The organism is Mycolicibacterium baixiangningiae (genome assembly GCF_016313185.1).
In the GTDB taxonomy this organism is placed as follows: domain Bacteria; phylum Actinomycetota; class Actinomycetes; order Mycobacteriales; family Mycobacteriaceae; genus Mycobacterium; species Mycobacterium baixiangningiae.
Window position 1 is genome coordinate 2,331,090 of record NZ_CP066218.1, and the last position, 14,812, is coordinate 2,345,901.

The 14,812-nt window shown below is 65.1% G+C and carries 15 protein-coding genes and 1 pseudogene; 6 read left to right on the forward strand and 10 right to left on the reverse strand.

What is annotated here, in order from left to right:
• Positions 1 to 148: 148 nt before the first annotated feature.
• The 5 genes from I7X18_RS29830 to I7X18_RS10925 form a co-directional block, all read right to left on the reverse strand.
• Positions 149 to 514: a nucleotidyl transferase AbiEii/AbiGii toxin family protein gene (locus tag I7X18_RS29830; protein WP_264296022.1), complete on the reverse strand. Its 366-nt coding sequence runs from the start codon at positions 512 to 514 to the stop codon at positions 149 to 151.
• Complete coding sequence (locus I7X18_RS29835) at positions 498 to 740, reverse strand: hypothetical protein (protein WP_319018006.1); 243 nt, start codon at positions 738 to 740, stop codon at positions 498 to 500. The genes I7X18_RS29830 and I7X18_RS29835 overlap by 17 nt, the downstream gene beginning before the upstream one ends.
• Before the next feature lie 63 nt (positions 741 to 803).
• On the reverse strand, positions 804 to 1,457 hold the full coding sequence (locus I7X18_RS10915; protein ID WP_193048451.1) for a type IV toxin-antitoxin system AbiEi family antitoxin domain-containing protein: 654 nt from the start codon (positions 1,455 to 1,457) through the stop codon (positions 804 to 806).
• Positions 1,458 to 1,858: 401 nt separating this feature from the next.
• Complete coding sequence (locus I7X18_RS10920; protein WP_232375453.1) at positions 1,859 to 3,397, reverse strand: MFS transporter; 1,539 nt, start codon at positions 3,395 to 3,397, stop codon at positions 1,859 to 1,861.
• A 180-nt stretch (positions 3,398 to 3,577) separates the two neighbouring features.
• Positions 3,578 to 4,066: a DUF4188 domain-containing protein gene (locus I7X18_RS10925; protein ID WP_193048452.1), complete on the reverse strand. Its 489-nt coding sequence runs from the start codon at positions 4,064 to 4,066 to the stop codon at positions 3,578 to 3,580.
• Between the two features lie 19 nt (positions 4,067 to 4,085).
• On the opposite strand from I7X18_RS10925, the gene I7X18_RS10930 reads away from it, so the two are divergent.
• On the forward strand, positions 4,086 to 4,826 hold the full coding sequence (locus tag I7X18_RS10930; RefSeq protein WP_193048453.1) for a TetR/AcrR family transcriptional regulator: 741 nt from the start codon (positions 4,086 to 4,088) through the stop codon (positions 4,824 to 4,826).
• A 306-nt stretch (positions 4,827 to 5,132) separates the two neighbouring features.
• Here the strand turns inward: I7X18_RS10930 and I7X18_RS29575 are convergent, their stop codons facing one another.
• Both I7X18_RS29575 and I7X18_RS10935 read right to left on the reverse strand, forming a co-directional pair.
• Positions 5,133 to 5,429 (reverse strand): ANTAR domain-containing protein, encoded by a 297-nt coding sequence (locus tag I7X18_RS29575; RefSeq protein ID WP_232375495.1) that lies wholly within the window; start codon positions 5,427 to 5,429, stop codon positions 5,133 to 5,135.
• A pseudogene (locus I7X18_RS10935) lies at positions 5,409 to 6,254 on the reverse strand (alpha/beta fold hydrolase); the annotation flags it as partial. The gene I7X18_RS29575 and the pseudogene I7X18_RS10935, both read right to left, overlap by 21 nt.
• Before the next feature lie 623 nt (positions 6,255 to 6,877).
• Here I7X18_RS10935 and I7X18_RS10940 point away from each other — a divergent pair.
• Together I7X18_RS10940 and I7X18_RS10945 are read left to right on the forward strand one after the other, a co-directional pair.
• A complete protein-coding gene (locus tag I7X18_RS10940; RefSeq protein ID WP_193048455.1) occupies positions 6,878 to 7,588 on the forward strand; it encodes a GAF domain-containing protein in 711 nt (236 codons plus the stop codon).
• A 64-nt stretch (positions 7,589 to 7,652) separates the two neighbouring features.
• Entirely contained in the window at positions 7,653 to 8,405 is a 753-nt protein-coding gene (locus I7X18_RS10945) for a GAF and ANTAR domain-containing protein (RefSeq protein ID WP_193048518.1), read from the forward strand.
• 57 nt (positions 8,406 to 8,462) lie between these two features.
• Here the strand turns inward: I7X18_RS10945 and I7X18_RS10950 are convergent, their stop codons facing one another.
• From I7X18_RS10950 to I7X18_RS10960, 3 genes are all read right to left on the reverse strand, one after another.
• Positions 8,463 to 9,161, reverse strand: a complete 699-nt coding sequence (locus tag I7X18_RS10950; protein ID WP_193048456.1) for a GAF and ANTAR domain-containing protein — start codon at positions 9,159 to 9,161, stop codon at positions 8,463 to 8,465.
• 276 nt (positions 9,162 to 9,437) lie between these two features.
• A complete protein-coding gene (locus I7X18_RS10955; RefSeq protein ID WP_193048457.1) occupies positions 9,438 to 10,484 on the reverse strand; it encodes a cation diffusion facilitator family transporter in 1,047 nt (348 codons plus the stop codon).
• Positions 10,481 to 10,894 carry an ArsR/SmtB family transcription factor gene (locus I7X18_RS10960; protein ID WP_193048458.1) on the reverse strand — a complete coding sequence of 138 codons (414 nt, stop codon included), beginning with the start codon at positions 10,892 to 10,894 and terminating at the stop codon, positions 10,481 to 10,483. Before I7X18_RS10960 ends, I7X18_RS10955 begins: the two co-directional genes overlap by 4 nt.
• A 253-nt stretch (positions 10,895 to 11,147) precedes the next feature.
• Between I7X18_RS10960 and I7X18_RS10965 the strand changes: the two genes are divergently transcribed.
• The 3 genes from I7X18_RS10965 (at position 11,148) to I7X18_RS10975 (ending at position 14,810) form a co-directional block, all read left to right on the forward strand.
• A complete protein-coding gene (locus I7X18_RS10965) occupies positions 11,148 to 12,362 on the forward strand; it encodes a hypothetical protein (protein WP_193048459.1) in 1,215 nt (404 codons plus the stop codon).
• Entirely contained in the window at positions 12,355 to 13,170 is an 816-nt protein-coding gene (locus I7X18_RS10970) for an inositol monophosphatase family protein (protein WP_193048460.1), read from the forward strand. The genes I7X18_RS10965 and I7X18_RS10970 overlap by 8 nt, the downstream gene beginning before the upstream one ends.
• 167 nt (positions 13,171 to 13,337) lie before the next feature.
• Positions 13,338 to 14,810 (forward strand): mannitol dehydrogenase family protein, encoded by a 1,473-nt coding sequence (locus tag I7X18_RS10975; protein ID WP_193048519.1) that lies wholly within the window; start codon positions 13,338 to 13,340, stop codon positions 14,808 to 14,810.
• The last annotated feature ends 2 nt before the right edge of the window (positions 14,811 to 14,812 follow it).

A 14,812-nucleotide genomic window follows, 5' to 3' on the forward strand; every position in this document is an offset into this window, starting at 1 on the left:
GCCGGAAAGCCTATGTGCCGCTGGGAGATAACCGGATTAGCCTGCGTGCTCCGAGAACGGCCAAAAACGAATCCATTGGTCGCGGGTTCGAGCCCCGCCCGCCCCACTTCAGTGGCATTTTTCAAGATCGAGATTATGAACTCAACGGTTATTCATCGTTTGTCAGGGTTGGTGCGGGTCGCGTGGCCTGTCGCCAGGCCTCGCGTACCACTTTGAGCGCTTCGGTCGCGGAGACGGTGAGACGGGTCTGGCCGGCCAGTTGCGCCTGCCACTGGGCGTTCGACGGTGCACGGTTGAACAGGTAGAGCCCTGGTGCTCTTCTAGTGGGTCCGTATCGCCGGTACAGCGCGGCCGCGTCCGCGCCGATGGCGCCGAGCTCGCCCAGCGCCCAGAGGTCCCAGAGATCGCGGGGCGCGAGCCGGTCCGCCCATGTCGCCGTCTTCGACGCCGCGAACGCAGGCAGCGTGGGCACGATCAGTTCGGCGGCGGGGGAGTCGCTATAGCGCTGGACCAAGGCGCGCCGCTCGGTCGGCCAGATCGTCCGATCCCGGGCTGACAGCAGCTGAAGCCGGACCGGCCGTCCGTCTGCAGGTCGCAATAAGGACGGGCAGGGTGTCCGGGGTGGCGCTCAGTGCGGGTTCGACAGTCAGCCTGCCGTGGGTGCGCGCCACGGCGCGAGGGAGCGCGGCGTCGAGGTCACCTGCGACGTCTTTCCGGCTGCCGACGGCGATGAGGTCGATGTCCTCGCTGAGCCGCCCGTCCGGGAGGTGGGTGCGGGCGAGGGCGGTGCCGCGTCGCGTTCGTCAGGATCCATCATCAATCCCGGCCCAGTCTTCGGCACGACGCAGGGACGCCAGCCGGCGCTGTTCGGCCGCGAGGCCCTGCAGGCGCTTCTTGTCGCTGCGCGCGTAGAGGGCCGCGACGGCAGCCGGGACGCCAGCTTCGTTGTCGCCGAGGCTCGGGCGGTGAGCCAGATCGAGGACGGTCTGTTCGGGTGTGGTCACCAATACCGGCCCGAGCTCGGTGCGAATGCGTTCGGCGTCCAGGTTGCCGGTGTCGCGCTTGACGAAACGCACGACCGCCGGCCGGTCGGTCAGCGCTATGGGGCGGTGCTGGCTCGGCACCGCGACGATTGCGGTTGTCAGGGCGCGGGGGATGACGCCGTGCAGGCGTGCGGCACTGAGCCCCATGACGACGATGTCGCCATGGTTGCAAATCGTTGTGGCGATTCCGGCGGCGGCCGCCTCCAGGTCTGGAATCCATCTGCGCCCCACCATGTCTTGGGGAACGACGACGTAGTAGCCGTCGGCGAGACGGTGAAGGAGTCCCCGTTCGGCCAGTCGGACCAGCTGGGTTCGGGGATGGGCGTAAACAGCTGCGGCATCGCGCGGCCGGATCGTCTTCAGCGGGGCCTGTGCCAGGGCGGCTGGGATCGGAGTGCTGTGCTTCAGTGCCACTTTCACTCCTTGAGTACGCAAATCGTACTTCTACAGAGTACGAAATGCATACTCAACAGCGCAACCTTCATTCCGAGCGCGGCTCGTCGCGCTCGCTGACGGCGCAGTCGAGCAGATCGACAACTTGGGTGTGGATGCGACCACGACTCATGTAGCGCCTTGCGTCATGCTGACGTGGCTGTGACCGAGGTGATCGGCGCCGATGCGGGCGGAGAGTCCTTCATCGTCGTGTGGCAACGAGGTTTCGGTGGTTCGGCCGCTGGGCTGGGTCGTCGACGTGCGGTCAAGCGCAACCGTGCCCAGGACACAATATGGAGCTGTAAGGGGGCTATTGAAATTAGGGTCGCTTCAGCATCTTTCGCACCGTCATTGACGTCATGACACCGTCGACGGTCTCCACGTCACCTCGTGTCCACCGTGGCGTCGCGGCGGTCCGATGCACCGTTCGACTCCAGGTCAGCCGAGTCGGGATGTGCTGGCAGGTAGATCAGCGTGAGGACGGCCGCGACCGCGGTCACCACGGCTGCCACGACGCAACCGGTGGTGAACCCGTCGACGAAACTGGTGCGGGCGAGATCCGTTAGTTGAGCGGCGGCGCGGGCGCCGGCGTCACCGAGGGACGCCGCGGCGTGTTGCGAGGCAGCGAGCGCAGCACCGACGGAGTCACGCGCGGGGTCCATCAATTGCTCGGGCAACGGTGCACCGTGAAGGCCGTCCCGATAGACCGACAGTGCGACCGACCCTATGACCGCGACGCCGAGGGTTCCGCCGATTTCTCGGGTCGCATCGTTGACGGCAGATCCCATGCCTGCCTTCTCCGGCGAGACGACCCCCATGATCGCCTCAGTCGCAGGGGTGTTCGTAAGACCGAGGCCCGCACCCAGGAACAGCATCTGGCCGACGATCTCGGGGTAGCTCGTGCCGACGTCCACGGTCGAGGCCCAGCCGAAGGCGACGCTCAGCGACACCAGCCCGAATGCGACTACGAGCTTCGAACCGATCACCACGGCGAGGCGAGTCCCGATCAGGGACGCGACAGCGATCGAACCCGCGACGGGAAGCATGCGTATGCCCGTCTCGAATGCGCCGTATCCGCGAACGGATTGGAAATACTGTGTGACGAGGAAGATGAAGCCGAACAGTGCGAAGAATGCGCTCGTCACAGCTCCGCTTGCGGCCGTGAAACGCAGGTTGGTGAACAGCCGGACGTCGAGCATCGGGTGCGCGACGCGTGCCTCCTGCACCACGAAGACGCCAAGAATCACTGCTGCTGAGACGAATCCGAGGATCGTCGGCTTGGATGACCACCCTCGATCGGGTGCCTCGATGATCGTGTATACCAAAGCGCCGAGAGCGAGGGTGGATAGAGCGAGACCGACGAAGTCCAGAGGAGGTGTGGCCGGGTCCTTGGAGTTCGGGACGAAGCGCAGTGTGAGAACCACTGTGAGTGCGGCTGCGGCACCGTTGAACACCAGGATTGAACCCCACCAGAAGGATTCGACGAGTGCTCCGCCGACGACCGGGCCTACAGCGACCGATATGCCGGTGGCCGCGCCCCAAATGCTGATCGCCTTGACCCGTTCGGACCGCTCAGTGAAGACGTTGGTCAGGATCGACAACGTCACCGGATACACCACCGCCGCCGCGGCGCCGGCCACTGCGCGCCAAGCGATCAGGACGCCGGAGCTCTGACTCCAGGCGCCGGCGAGTGAGGCGATCAGGAACACGACCAGGCCCAGCACAAGAAAGGGCTTGCGACCGAATCTGTCGCTGAGCGAACCGCCCGCCAAGACCAGAGCGGCGAATGCGAGGTTGAAGGCGTCGACGATCCACAACAGGTGGCGCGTAGTGGCCCCCAGTTCTCCGACAAGTGTTGGCAGGGCGATGTTCACGATCGTTGTCGAGACGTTCACCACGAACACCGCGAAGCACAGGGCCACCAGCGTGGCACCCTTATTCGGGCGGTCCCCACGCAGCCTTTTTCTCAGTGGCACAACGAGTCCGCTCCCGCTGCCGTCGGGGCCGTCTCGAGGGCTCCGCTCAGCTGCAGGCCGGCGAAGGGCGCGGGGGCGCGCATCGAGCGCGGGTTGACCGGACAGACCGTCGACGGTGGCAGCGAGTCAGTGAGCATCGGTGTCGCCGAGTCGGTCGCGCATCGTGGACGTGCTCCGCAAGGTGCGGTACTGGCCTGCCGCGGCCAAGCCCATCCGCGGCATGTTGGCGTAGATCGCCTCGAACTGGCCGGCCTGGACGCGGAAGGTCTCGTGCCAGACCCCCACGTGGCCGTTGTAGGCGGTTCGGCGGAAGAATTCCCGTTGAGCCGGGCGATGTCTGCGGTCCTCGTTATTGGCCCAAGTCTCGAGTTCCTCCATCGAGCGCCAGTACTGGATGAACATCGGTACCCGCCAGTCGGTGACCGTCAGCATCGTCCGCGATTCCAGCAGCGGCGAATCGGGGAGCTCTTTGAGCTCTCTGGTCATGGCGAACGCCGCGCGCATCACGGGCACCCATTCGTTCACCCGCCGAAGGTGATTGACGCGCATTCCGATGAAGAAGACGACGAAGTCGTCCGGGAAGTTGGCGGTGTATCGGCCCGCTTCGACATCCATTGATCTCCCCGCTTTATGGGTGGAGCGGCGGAAGCCGCCGCCCGCACAGCGTAAGACGGACACTGTGTACTTACAAGTTGTCTGTGACTATTCTTGGCGTGGCGCTAAGGTGGCGCGCGTGTCGGTCCTGGACAAGCGCAGTCGAGACGACCCGCGCCGCCAAGCCACGGAGCAGGCGTTCCTCGACGCGACGAAGTCGCTCCTCGACGACGGGGCGCCGTTCGCCGACCTCAATGTCAGTCGCATCGCCGAGCGCGCCGGCCGGACGCGCACCGCGTTCTATACGCACTTCTCGGATCGACGCGAGTTGCTTTTGGCACTTCTGCGCGACGCCGGTGGAGACGCAATTGCGGCACTCGGACCGTTCCTGGCTGGTGAAGGTCAGATCGCCCATAGCGAGATCACGACGGCGACCCGGGCGCTGCTCGAGAACTTCCATAAGCACGCGACGCTCGTGCGAGCGGTCATCGAAGCGGCAAGCTACGACGAGCAGATCGGTACCCAGTGGTCGACGATCGTGAGACGCATCATCGACGATGCCGGTCTCCGATTGCAGACCGCTGGACTGAGCAGAGACGCAGCCGCCCCCATCGCTACCGCGTTGGTCTGGATGACCGAGCGCACCTGCTACCAGCAAGCGGTCCGCAACGACACCGACCTCGATGACGAGCAGATGATCCTGGGCATCAGCAATGTCTGGTGGAACACGATTCGTGGCGCCGCTGAGTCCGGTCGGCCCAGTGCCGGGGAACATCGCTGATTCGGAGTCTTCTCTCCTCAGCCCTCCGAGTGCGGACGCCGCACCGTCCGTGACTGACCGAGGTAACGGCGCGAGGTCGAGGTGTTCGAGATGGTTGCGCGACGGTCCAGCGGGAGGTCGTGGCACGGCTCACGACGGTACTTCCCGCAGTTCCGCAGATTCAGAGGAACACCATGAGTCGGAAGCGACCGGATCGGGTGCCGCTCGTCTGTATCGGTTGAGTGCTGGAAACTATTGTGTGCCAAGAGCATCGAGCGGAATGTGGCAGCCTCGAGATCGGCCCGTCTCAAATCCACTGGTCGCTGATCAGCACCGTGTCGAGTTGCGGACGGCAGCAGTGATGTAGCGCTGCGCGGCTTCGTCTATCGTGATGTTTTCTTCCTGGCTCAGGAGTCGAAGCTGGGCGAAGGCATCCTGAGCGCTGAGGCCGGCGTGCCTGCCGACACCAATGGCTCGATCGATGAGCGTCCGGCGATCTAGCAGCTCCTTTAGTTGTGCGGCTGCGCCTTTCGCCGGATGGCGCTCGCTGCAACTGCCTGACAGCTCGGTTGCCGCCCTGTCGGGTACGGGCTTCGCGGTCTGGGCGACGAAATCGCTGATGATGCCGGCGACTTCAGCCGGCGCCTCGATCTGGGGAAAATGCCCAACGGCGGGAAGAATCTCGAGCCGACTTCCTGACCTTGCTGCCTGCGCCGCGTACCCGTGCTCGACTGGAATGATTTTGTCTGCACCGCCCCAGATCAGCAGCGTGGGCGCGTCAGCGCGGATATGCAACCGGTTGAGCGCGCTCACCGTTTGGCCGCGGTAGTCGACCACCGAGCGCAGGGTGCGTAAGAACGCTTGTCGGGTAGGAGGCTCGGCGAACGAGGAGTAGGTCTTCCATATTTCAGCGCCCAGCACCGAGTCCACTCCCATTGCTCCCAGCCACCTGCGCACCGTACGCCCGATGCCGAGCACGGGTCTCGGTGCAATGAAGGGAAGCACAAGCTCTGCGCCCGGCGCGGCCAGTAACCGCAAGATCAGGCCCACGTCTGGACCGAGGCCGCCGCTGCTGATCAAGATCAGCCGCTGGCAGTACTCGGGATGCTGGTATATGAACTGCATCGCTACGCCGCCGCCGAGCGAATGACCGACAACGGTCACCTCGTCGATACCCAATTCGTCGAGCAAATCTCGCAACCCTGCTGCGAAGGCACCCAGCGAATAGTCGCTCCGTGGTTTGGCGGACAGTCCGTGACCCAGCAGGTCCGGTGCCACAACACGATAACTGTCCGCCAACAAGGAAAACACCGGACTCCATGATTCCGAAGTGCCCCCCATCCCGTGAAGCAGTAGCAACACCTCGCCGCTACCCGCCTGTCGATAAGCGATGCGATCTCCATGCAGGTCCACGTAGCGAACCTCGCTTTGATTTGCGTCGTTGCCCATCGAACTCCTGTTTCCATTCACCGTGCTGTCGCCCCATCCATGCGTTCACCGGTATCTCCTGCGGGCCAATCGACTTCGCCGTCGGAGACATCGCAGGTGGCTATCGCGTCCGCTGTCTTAGCTGCGTTGGGGGTACGTCACCCGCGAACCCTGCCGCGATTCGTTTGTGTCTTCGGGGCCCTCGGGTGAGGATCGTGGTCTGGGGCCCTGCGTCGATCTATCGCGCTGCACGAGGTCGATGCGATGCGGCGTCGATTCCCTGCGGCTCAGGGACGACCGGCGACTGCTCCGAGATACCCGGCGCGGGGCCCTCCAAACGTCGGTCAGTCGTCGTGGGGGAGGCCCTATTCGTGCTTGGGCAACATCCGTTTGGGCCGTGTGACACCGGGTACGGGTCGCTGAGAGCACCAATGGAAGAGATCACCATGCGCGCAATGGATATCGGACACCCTATGAACTGCGGGCCGACGAGATGGTCATGCCGTCCCTAGCACACCCTGACGCCATTCTTCGTGTGCAGGCGGCGGTCTGCGGACCGCACCAGCACCTCTACCACCGCAAGAGCGCGTCGCCTTCGTTGAAAGTCTTCCTTCGTTCGCGATCTCACAGTCTGGGTCTCGCGAATGCAGGATTTTGAACGTCGTCTGCTCGAGGCGGTCGGCGACGCCCGCGGTCTCAAGGCGGCCGACCGGTTGTGCGAGGCATGCGTCGGTTTACTCGACGTCGACGCGGCAGCGGTATCCATCGTGTTCGACGGCGCCAACATGGGCACCTACGGCGCCAGCGGTCCACAAGCCCGCAAGTACGACGAGCTGCAGTTCATTGTCGGTGAAGGGCCGTGCCTCGATTCCGTGGCCAACCGCGCACCGGTGATGGTTGCCGACCTGGCCGACCCTGAAGAAAATCGCTGGCCCGCCTACGGGCCCGTGATGATCGACTACCGGATCCGCGGTGTGTACGCAATTCCCGTGGTAGTTGCCGGTGCCTACATGGGTGCCTTGGACTTCTTCCGCGCGATCCCAGACAGCCTGGCCACTGAGCAGATCGCGGGAATGGTGATCGCCGCTGAGCTGGCTCAACTGCCGCTGCTGGATCTGCTGAAGGGCGATTTGCAGACTGCGGTCGCCGATCCTGGCAGCGACGCCTGGGCAGAGCTGAACGAATTCTCGCGGACCGAAGTCAGTCAAGCCACCGGCATGCTGATGGCTCAGCTCAACATCGGCGCTGCCTCAGCCCTTGCGCGATTACGAGCCCGCGCCTACGCGAGTGGGCGCACCGCCAGCGCCGTTGCCCGCGACATCATCGACCGGCGACTCCAGATGGAGGCAGACTGATGTGTAGGACCTCATCTGTCCGGCTGCTAGGGAAGCCGTCTCCGGCGCCAAGCGGAAGTAGGCACTGATGGATACATCGCGGGAATCGCGCGTTCTGGGCGCAGTCGTGACCTTGGTCGACAGCCTTCTGGATGACTTCGACGTGGTCGAGCTGCTCACCGATCTGACCGAGCAATGCGCCCAGCTTCTCGACGTCGGAGCTGCCGGGCTGTTGCTGGCGGGTCCCCGCCAGGGCCTTCATCTGATGGCTGCAACCTCACAAAAGTCGCATGAGCTCGAGGTATTCCAACTCCAGGCCGACGAGGGCCCCTGCCTGGACTGCTTCGCCACGGGCAAACCGGTCACGGCACCGGACCTCAGCACTCAGCACTCTCGTTGGCCTCGATTCGCTGCCGCTGCCGCCGATGCAGGGTATGTCTCTGTGCACGCGGTGCCCCTGCGCGCCGCTGGCACCGTATTAGGAGCGCTCGGGCTTTTCGGTGCGCGCGTAGGGGTGCTGAACGAAGCCGACCTTCTGGTGGCACACACGTTGGCGCATGTGGCGAGCGTCGCACTCCTTCAAGAACATGCGCCGACATCCGACTCCATCGCAACGCCTCTTCGGGCGGCATTGACAGACCGTGTGGTCGTAGACCAGGCCACCGGGTTCGTCAGCCAACGCCTCGACGTCCCCATCGAGGACGCCTTCGATCTGCTGCGCCGTTACGCACGGACCCATGCTGAGCACTTGACCGACGCGGCACGGCTGCTGACAACCCCATCTGAGCAACGCCAGGGGATTCTTGAGGCGTTAACAGTCCTTGTGGTTCAGCCGTAGGCACAGGGTTTGGTCGTGGGCGGTGTTCAGAACCCTCTATCGCACCCAGCGCTCCGCTCAGGCGCGGTTGAGTCTCGCGGCGTGTTGGTCGATCAACCAGCGGGCGAGCTCGACAAGCTTGATGTTCGATCGCTGCGACGTCTGCACCATCAGGGCGAATGCCTCTACATCTGTGAGGTTTTCGCGGTGCATCAGAAGGCCTTTGGCTTGGCCGATGGCATCTCTGCTGGACAGCGCATCGCGGAATTGAGACTCAGCGGCGGCGCCTATGAGTGCGACGGAAGCGTGCTGGGCGAGCAGTTCGCCCACGAAAAGCGACTCCTCATCAAAGACGCCGGGTTGGCTTCCGTACAGGTTGAGCGCCCCCAGATTCTCTGAGTGAACGAAGAGCTGAAACGAAAGGAGGCTTCCGATGCCGCGCGCTGCAGCGGTTTTGGAGAAGCGCGGCCAGCGAGACTCCAGCGCCATGTCTTCGATGTGGACCGTCCGGTGCTCGCGCAGGGCGCTCACGCACGGCCCCTCATCGAGCGACGATTGAAGCTCGTCGAGTTCGACGACCAGTGGATCGCTGGGCACACGGGCCTTCACCCGACGCCCCTCGATCAAAGAGATTCCTGCCCACTGTGCGCCGGGCACTATCGCGATCGCGCCGTCAACGATCGAATGCAACGTCGATTCGGCGTCAGTTTGGTCCTGCATCTCAACAGCGAGATCGCCCAAGACTTGCGCCAAATCAACCCGTGACAGCCCGGTCATGCCAAAGGGTATATCCGATTTTGACGTCGACGACACACGTCGACCGGCGCACTGGTGGCCGGTCCTGCCTGCGGGCGCGCACCCAGCAACCCATTTGCTTGAGGCCACGGGAGCGGCGACGTAGGAGTTACGGGTGGAGTTGCGGATCATGACCAGCGGAAACGCCAGTGGGATGGGGGTCAGCGTCGAACTCGTCGAAAGCGGTCGCCTTGTCGCTGTATGCGTCGAGCGAACCGGAAGTCCATTGCTCACAGGTTCGAGCCTCTCCCGCCCCGCTCACTTCCCCGTGGCGGCAGGGTAGGCGTGGACGAGTGCGGTGGACAGCTTGGGCACCGCGTGGGTGAGGATGTGTTCGGCGTTGTGTGCGATGCGGTGGGCGTCCGCAAGTGTGATGGCGGGGTCGATGTCGAGTTCGGCTTCGGCGTGCAACCGGTGTCCGATCCAGCGCATCCGCACGCTGCGCACGTCGGCGACGCCGGGTTGGGCTGCCAGCGCGGCTTCGGCGGAATCGACGAAGGTGGGGTCGACGCCGTCCATGAGCCGGCGGAAGACATCACGAACAACGGTGCGCAAGACGGCGAGAATGGCCACGGTGATGAGCAGACCGATGATGGGATCGGCCATCGGAACGCCGAGCGCCACGCCACCTGCGCCGAACAGCACGGCCAGCGAGGTGAATCCGTCTGTGCGAGCGTGCAACCCATCGGCAACGAGTGCGGCAGATCCGATTCGGCGTCCCACGCGAATGCGGTAGACGGCGACCAGTTCGTTGCCGATGAAGCCGACGAGCCCGGCTGCGGCGACCCAGCCGACGTGCTCGATCGGGACAGGGTTGATGAGGCGGCGGATCGATTCCACGCCGGCGACGATGGCGGAGAGTGCGATCATCGCGACGACGAAGAGTCCGGCGATGTCCTCGGCGCGGCCGAATCCGTAGGTGTAGCGCCGCGTGGCGGCCTTGGTACCGAGCGCGAACGCGATCCACAACGGAACAGCCGTCAACGCGTCGGAGAAGTTGTGGATGGTGTCGGCGAGCAATGCCACGGAGCCGGAAAGCAGCACGATGACCAGCTGGGCCACCGTGGTGACGCCCAAAACCAACAGGCTGATCTTCACCGCCCGAATGCCGGCGACGCTGGACTCCAGCGCATCGTCGATGCTGTCGGAGGCGTCGTGGCTGTGCGGGGCGAACACCTCGCGCAGGGCTGCGCGGAATGTGCAGAAAAGGCCTGTGGCGCTGGGATGGTGGTGCCCATGGTGGTCGTGAGGGTGCCCATGGTCATGACCGTGTCGGTGCACCGCCTCCGCTGGGTCGTGGCTCATGCGCGACGTTCAGTCGCGGAGGTCCGCGCGGGGTCGTCGCTGTGCAACATCGCCAGCTCGGTGGCGTCGCGGTGATGACCGGGAATCCCCGGTCCCGCGTGTTCGGCGTTGAACACCGCGTCGGTCACCAGCTGCCTCACATGGTCGTTGTCGAGGCTGTAGAAAACGCTGGTGCCTTCCCGTCGGGTGCGTACCAATCGCGCCATTCGGAGTTTCGCCAGATGCTGCGACACCGACGGCGGCGCCTTGCTGACATGGGTAGCGAGGTCGTTGACCGACATCTCGCGGCTTGCCAGCGCCCACAGGATCTGCACGCGGGTGGCGTCGGCGAGCATCCGGAACACCTCCACGACCAGGTCGACCTGATCGGCGGGTAGCGGACGTCGACATTGTCGACTACCTGCATTCATAAGCAGATAATAGGAAAGGCAAGAACGCGTCGCAAGCTACTGGGGCGCGTCCGCCTCCCTTGCGCCGCCGACGAAGAATGTCATGCGCGGGGACGGCTCATGTGTAAGTCGACCGCGCTGATCTGCATCGTTTGTCCGACGCGGATTGGGGAACATGGCGGAGATGATTTCGCCCGAGCTGACGAGAGCTAGACAGGCGCCCGCGGTCGAAAAGTCGGACACTCGCGCGCGAAGTCTGGTGAGTTACCTGGTGATGCCGAGGCCGAAGGACCTCGTCAAAGGCCTTCTCATTCCCGTCACCTACGGGCTGGGACTACTCAGCGTCGGTGCCGCCACCGGCGAGTCGGTGCTGCGGGCAGTGGTGGTCCTGCTGGCTGTCGAGTTGCTGGTGTACCCGGCTCGATACCAGTGGAACGACGTCCGCGGATTCGTCGCCGACCAGCAGCACCCGTCGAGCAGCAGCCGCGGTCGGCTGCCCGGACCGCTGAGCTGCGCGCGTTCCCGCATCCTCACCAGCTGCAGCGTCGCGGCGGCGAAGTTGGTGGCCGCCGCTGCGTTGATCGTCCTCCTGCCCGGCCTGGATCTTGCCGGCATCCTGACATTCGCGATCGTCGGCGTGTTCGCCGTCGCGATCGTCTACGAGTTGCTGCGATCCGTCAGCACCGGTCGACGCAGTGAGATGCCTGCACCGGTCACGGCCGGCATCGTCGGGCTCTGGGTCACCGTCGGCGCCGGCTACGTCGTGCGCGGGATCACCGGGCTGGCGTTGGCCGTCAACCTGTCCGAGCGGCCGACTCTGGCGGCGGCGGCCGCGGTCACTCTGTGGGCGTACGGCATAGCGTTCGTCACCAGCCGATGGGCTTTGGAGGCAACGGCATTCGCATCCGTCGACGACGGTCGGGTGACATGGAGAGCGGCGGCAGGCCAGGCGCGAGAACATCTTCTCGCGCTTGCCCGGTGGTTACCCCTGAGGTTGGAACCTGCCTCGTCGCTTCGAGATTGGGCGCCTCTGGCGGGACGGACGCCGGCCACCGCGCCGTGGAATGTGGCGATGGTGCTGGCAGGCACTGCAGCCGGGCTCACCGGGCGGCTTCTCTGCGGCCCATGCTCGCCGATCGAGGGCGGTATCGCGGCGGTCGCCGGTGGGATTCTGACGAGTGTGGCGATCGCCGCGGCGCCATGGCGCAAGAGTGCTGTCGCCCTCGGGGCGGCGGTCCTTTTCGCGGCGATGGTGCTGATGGGCTCGCCCAAGCCGCTGCTGGGAATCTCTCCGTGGCTCTTGGTGCTGGGCGCCTATCTGTTCTTCAGTACCCGCACACTGCGCAAGCTGGGGCAACGCAGTCCGGCCGCCCACGCCGTGGGCGCCGCCGTGGCGCCGTTCGGACGCCTGGTCCTCGGGCGTGCGACCTGGGAGGCGATTCAGACCCACCACGACGTACTGCCTACCGCAGGTGCCAGGCGTGCATGAGAGCGCTGAGTCGGAGCAACTGTTGGAGGTTGCCCGGCTCGCGGCGGAGGCCGGCGCAGCGGTCGCGTTGGAGTGGCAGGGACGCGCTTCGTCGCTGGACATCGAACAGAAGACCGGGCCGCGTGATCTCGTCTCCCGGGCCGACCGGGAGGCGGAGGACTCGATCCGATCGGTGCTGGGGCGCCTGCGGCCCGACGACGGCGTGCTCGGCGAGGAAGGCGGGACCACTCCTGGCGTCAGCGACGTCCAGTGGGCCGTCGACCCGATCGACGGCACCACCAACTATCTCTACGGTCGATCGGACTGGGCGGTCAGCGTGGCCGCTGTGCGCCGGTCCGACCGCCGGATCCTGGCCGGTGCGGTCGCCGAACCGATGCTCGGCAGGCTCACCATGGCCCGCGCAGGGGGCGGGGTGTCCGGTACGCACATCCCGACGGCGGCGCAGGCCGAGTCGGCATCGCTTCACCAAGCGTTGATCGAGGTGAACTTCGGGCGGGAAGATCAGAAAGATCGCGCCGGACCGATGGTGAACGCCCTGGTGCCCAACGTGCGCGATGTGCGCCGCGGCGGCAGCGCCGCCTGTGCACTGGCCCAGGTCGCCACGGGACGAGTCGACGCCGTGTGGGCCCCCGGCCTGCAACCATGGGATTGCGCCGCGGGAGTTCTGCTCGTCCTGGAAGCCGGCGGGACGGTGGGTGACCTTTCCGGGCCGACGCCGGGCACCTGGCCCGAAAGTGGCGACGTCCTGGCCGCCGATCCGGCTCTCTGGGCGTCGCTACGTGAGATTTTGGCGGCGATTTACGAATAGACCGTTTGGCACGGGCCCGCGGTGGTATTACGCGCTGCGAGCGTTCAGAACAAGCGCCTTACTCGACGGGGCGCCGAGTCGCGCCCCCCGACAAGTTCATAGGGGGAAGCGCTGTGTCCAATGTATTTCGACTACGCCCGAATGTGGGGATCCCTCTCAACGAGGAGATGCTTCCGCTGCATGCGAAGGCGCTCACACTGCCCACCTACGACCGGTCCACCATCACTCCGGGAATCGTCCACATCGGTGTCGGCGGTTTCCACCGCGCTCACCAGGCCGTCTACCTCGACGATCTCGCAGCGAAAGGTGTGTCGAGCAGTTGGGGTGTGGTCGGTGTCGGGATGCACAATCGCCAGATGAAGGACGCGCTGCTCGCCCAGGACTGCCTCTACACCGTGGTCGAGCGCAGCGCCGATCGCGAGATCGGCCGCGTCATCGGCTCGATGTGCCATTACCTTTTCGCACCCGAAGAGAGTCGGCAGGTGGTCGCGGCTCTGGCCGATGAGCGCACCCGTATCGTCAGCCTGACCATCACCGGGGACGGGTATCACCTGCGCTCCGACACCAAAGAGTTCGATGATCAAGCTCCCGAGGTGACCGCGGACCTCGCCGGCAGCAACCAGAGCTTCTCGACCGTGTGGGCGTATCTGGCCGAGGCGCTCGATCAGCGCCGTCGAGAGGGCAGGCCACCGTTCTCGGTGATGTCCTGTGACAACGTCGCGGACAACGGGCGTGCCGCGCGTACGGCATTGGTGTCGTTCGCGGCGCTGCGGGACGCGTCACTGGCCCGGTGGATCGAACAGAACGTCGCCTTCCCTGCGACGATGGTCGACAGGATCACGCCGAAGACCACCGCGCACGACCGAAACGGCATCGAACAAGCCTTCGGAGTGGCCGACCGTTGGCCGGTGGTGACCGAGTCCTTCAGCCAATGGGTCATGGAGGACACGTTCTGCGCCGGGCGCCCCGCGTTGGAGGAGGTCGGCGTGGAACTCGTGTCCGACGTGGCTCCGCACAAACTCGTGAAGAGTCGACTGCTCAATGGAAGTCATTGCGCGCTAGGCTATCTCGGCCTTCTCGCCGGCTATCAGAAGTCGCAACAGGCGATGCGTGACCCGGTCATCTATCAATACGTCGAGCAACTCATGCGCGAGGAGGTGGCGGCGCTTCTCCCCGCGATCGCGGGGCTCGACGTCCAGCAGTACCAGGAAACGCTTCTCGAAAGACTGGCCAATCCGCATGTCAGCGACCAACTCTCGCGCTTGGCCGCCCGAGGATCGACGAAGATGCCGTCCTACCTGCTGCCGTCGCTCGTGGAGGCGCGTGCCCAAGGCCGTCCGCACGCGCTGCTGACCCTGGCGCTCGCCGCCTGGATGCGTTACCTACGCGGATACGACTTCACCGGTCGCCCCCTGCGCATCGAAGACCCGCGCGCGCAGCAGCTGACGACGATCGCGAAAGTGGCGCAGAACAATCCGCAACCGCTGCTGGACGGTTTTGACATATTCGCCGAGCTCCGCGGCGACCGTCAGTTCGCCGAAAGTCTCGGGAGGTCGATGCGCGACCTTGACCGTCTCGGGGTGAAGGGTGCACTGGGCCGCGCTCTCTCCGGCGCGGATACCACGACGGCAACCGGTTAAGG

Coding starts and splice junctions, on each gene's coding strand:
- I7X18_RS10975 (WP_193048519.1), top strand. CDS start 13,338: ATGCTTCCGCTGCATGCGAAGGCGCTCACACTGCCCACCTACGACCGG.
- I7X18_RS10940 (WP_193048455.1), top strand. CDS start 6,878: ATGCAGGATTTTGAACGTCGTCTGCTCGAGGCGGTCGGCGACGCCCGC.
- I7X18_RS10960 (WP_193048458.1), bottom strand. CDS start 10,894: ATGAATGCAGGTAGTCGACAATGTCGACGTCCGCTACCCGCCGATCAG.
- I7X18_RS10955 (WP_193048457.1), bottom strand. CDS start 10,484: ATGAGCCACGACCCAGCGGAGGCGGTGCACCGACACGGTCATGACCAT.
- I7X18_RS10965 (WP_193048459.1), top strand. CDS start 11,148: ATGCCGAGGCCGAAGGACCTCGTCAAAGGCCTTCTCATTCCCGTCACC.
- I7X18_RS10925 (WP_193048452.1), bottom strand. CDS start 4,066: ATGGATGTCGAAGCGGGCCGATACACCGCCAACTTCCCGGACGACTTC.
- I7X18_RS10950 (WP_193048456.1), bottom strand. CDS start 9,161: ATGACCGGGCTGTCACGGGTTGATTTGGCGCAAGTCTTGGGCGATCTC.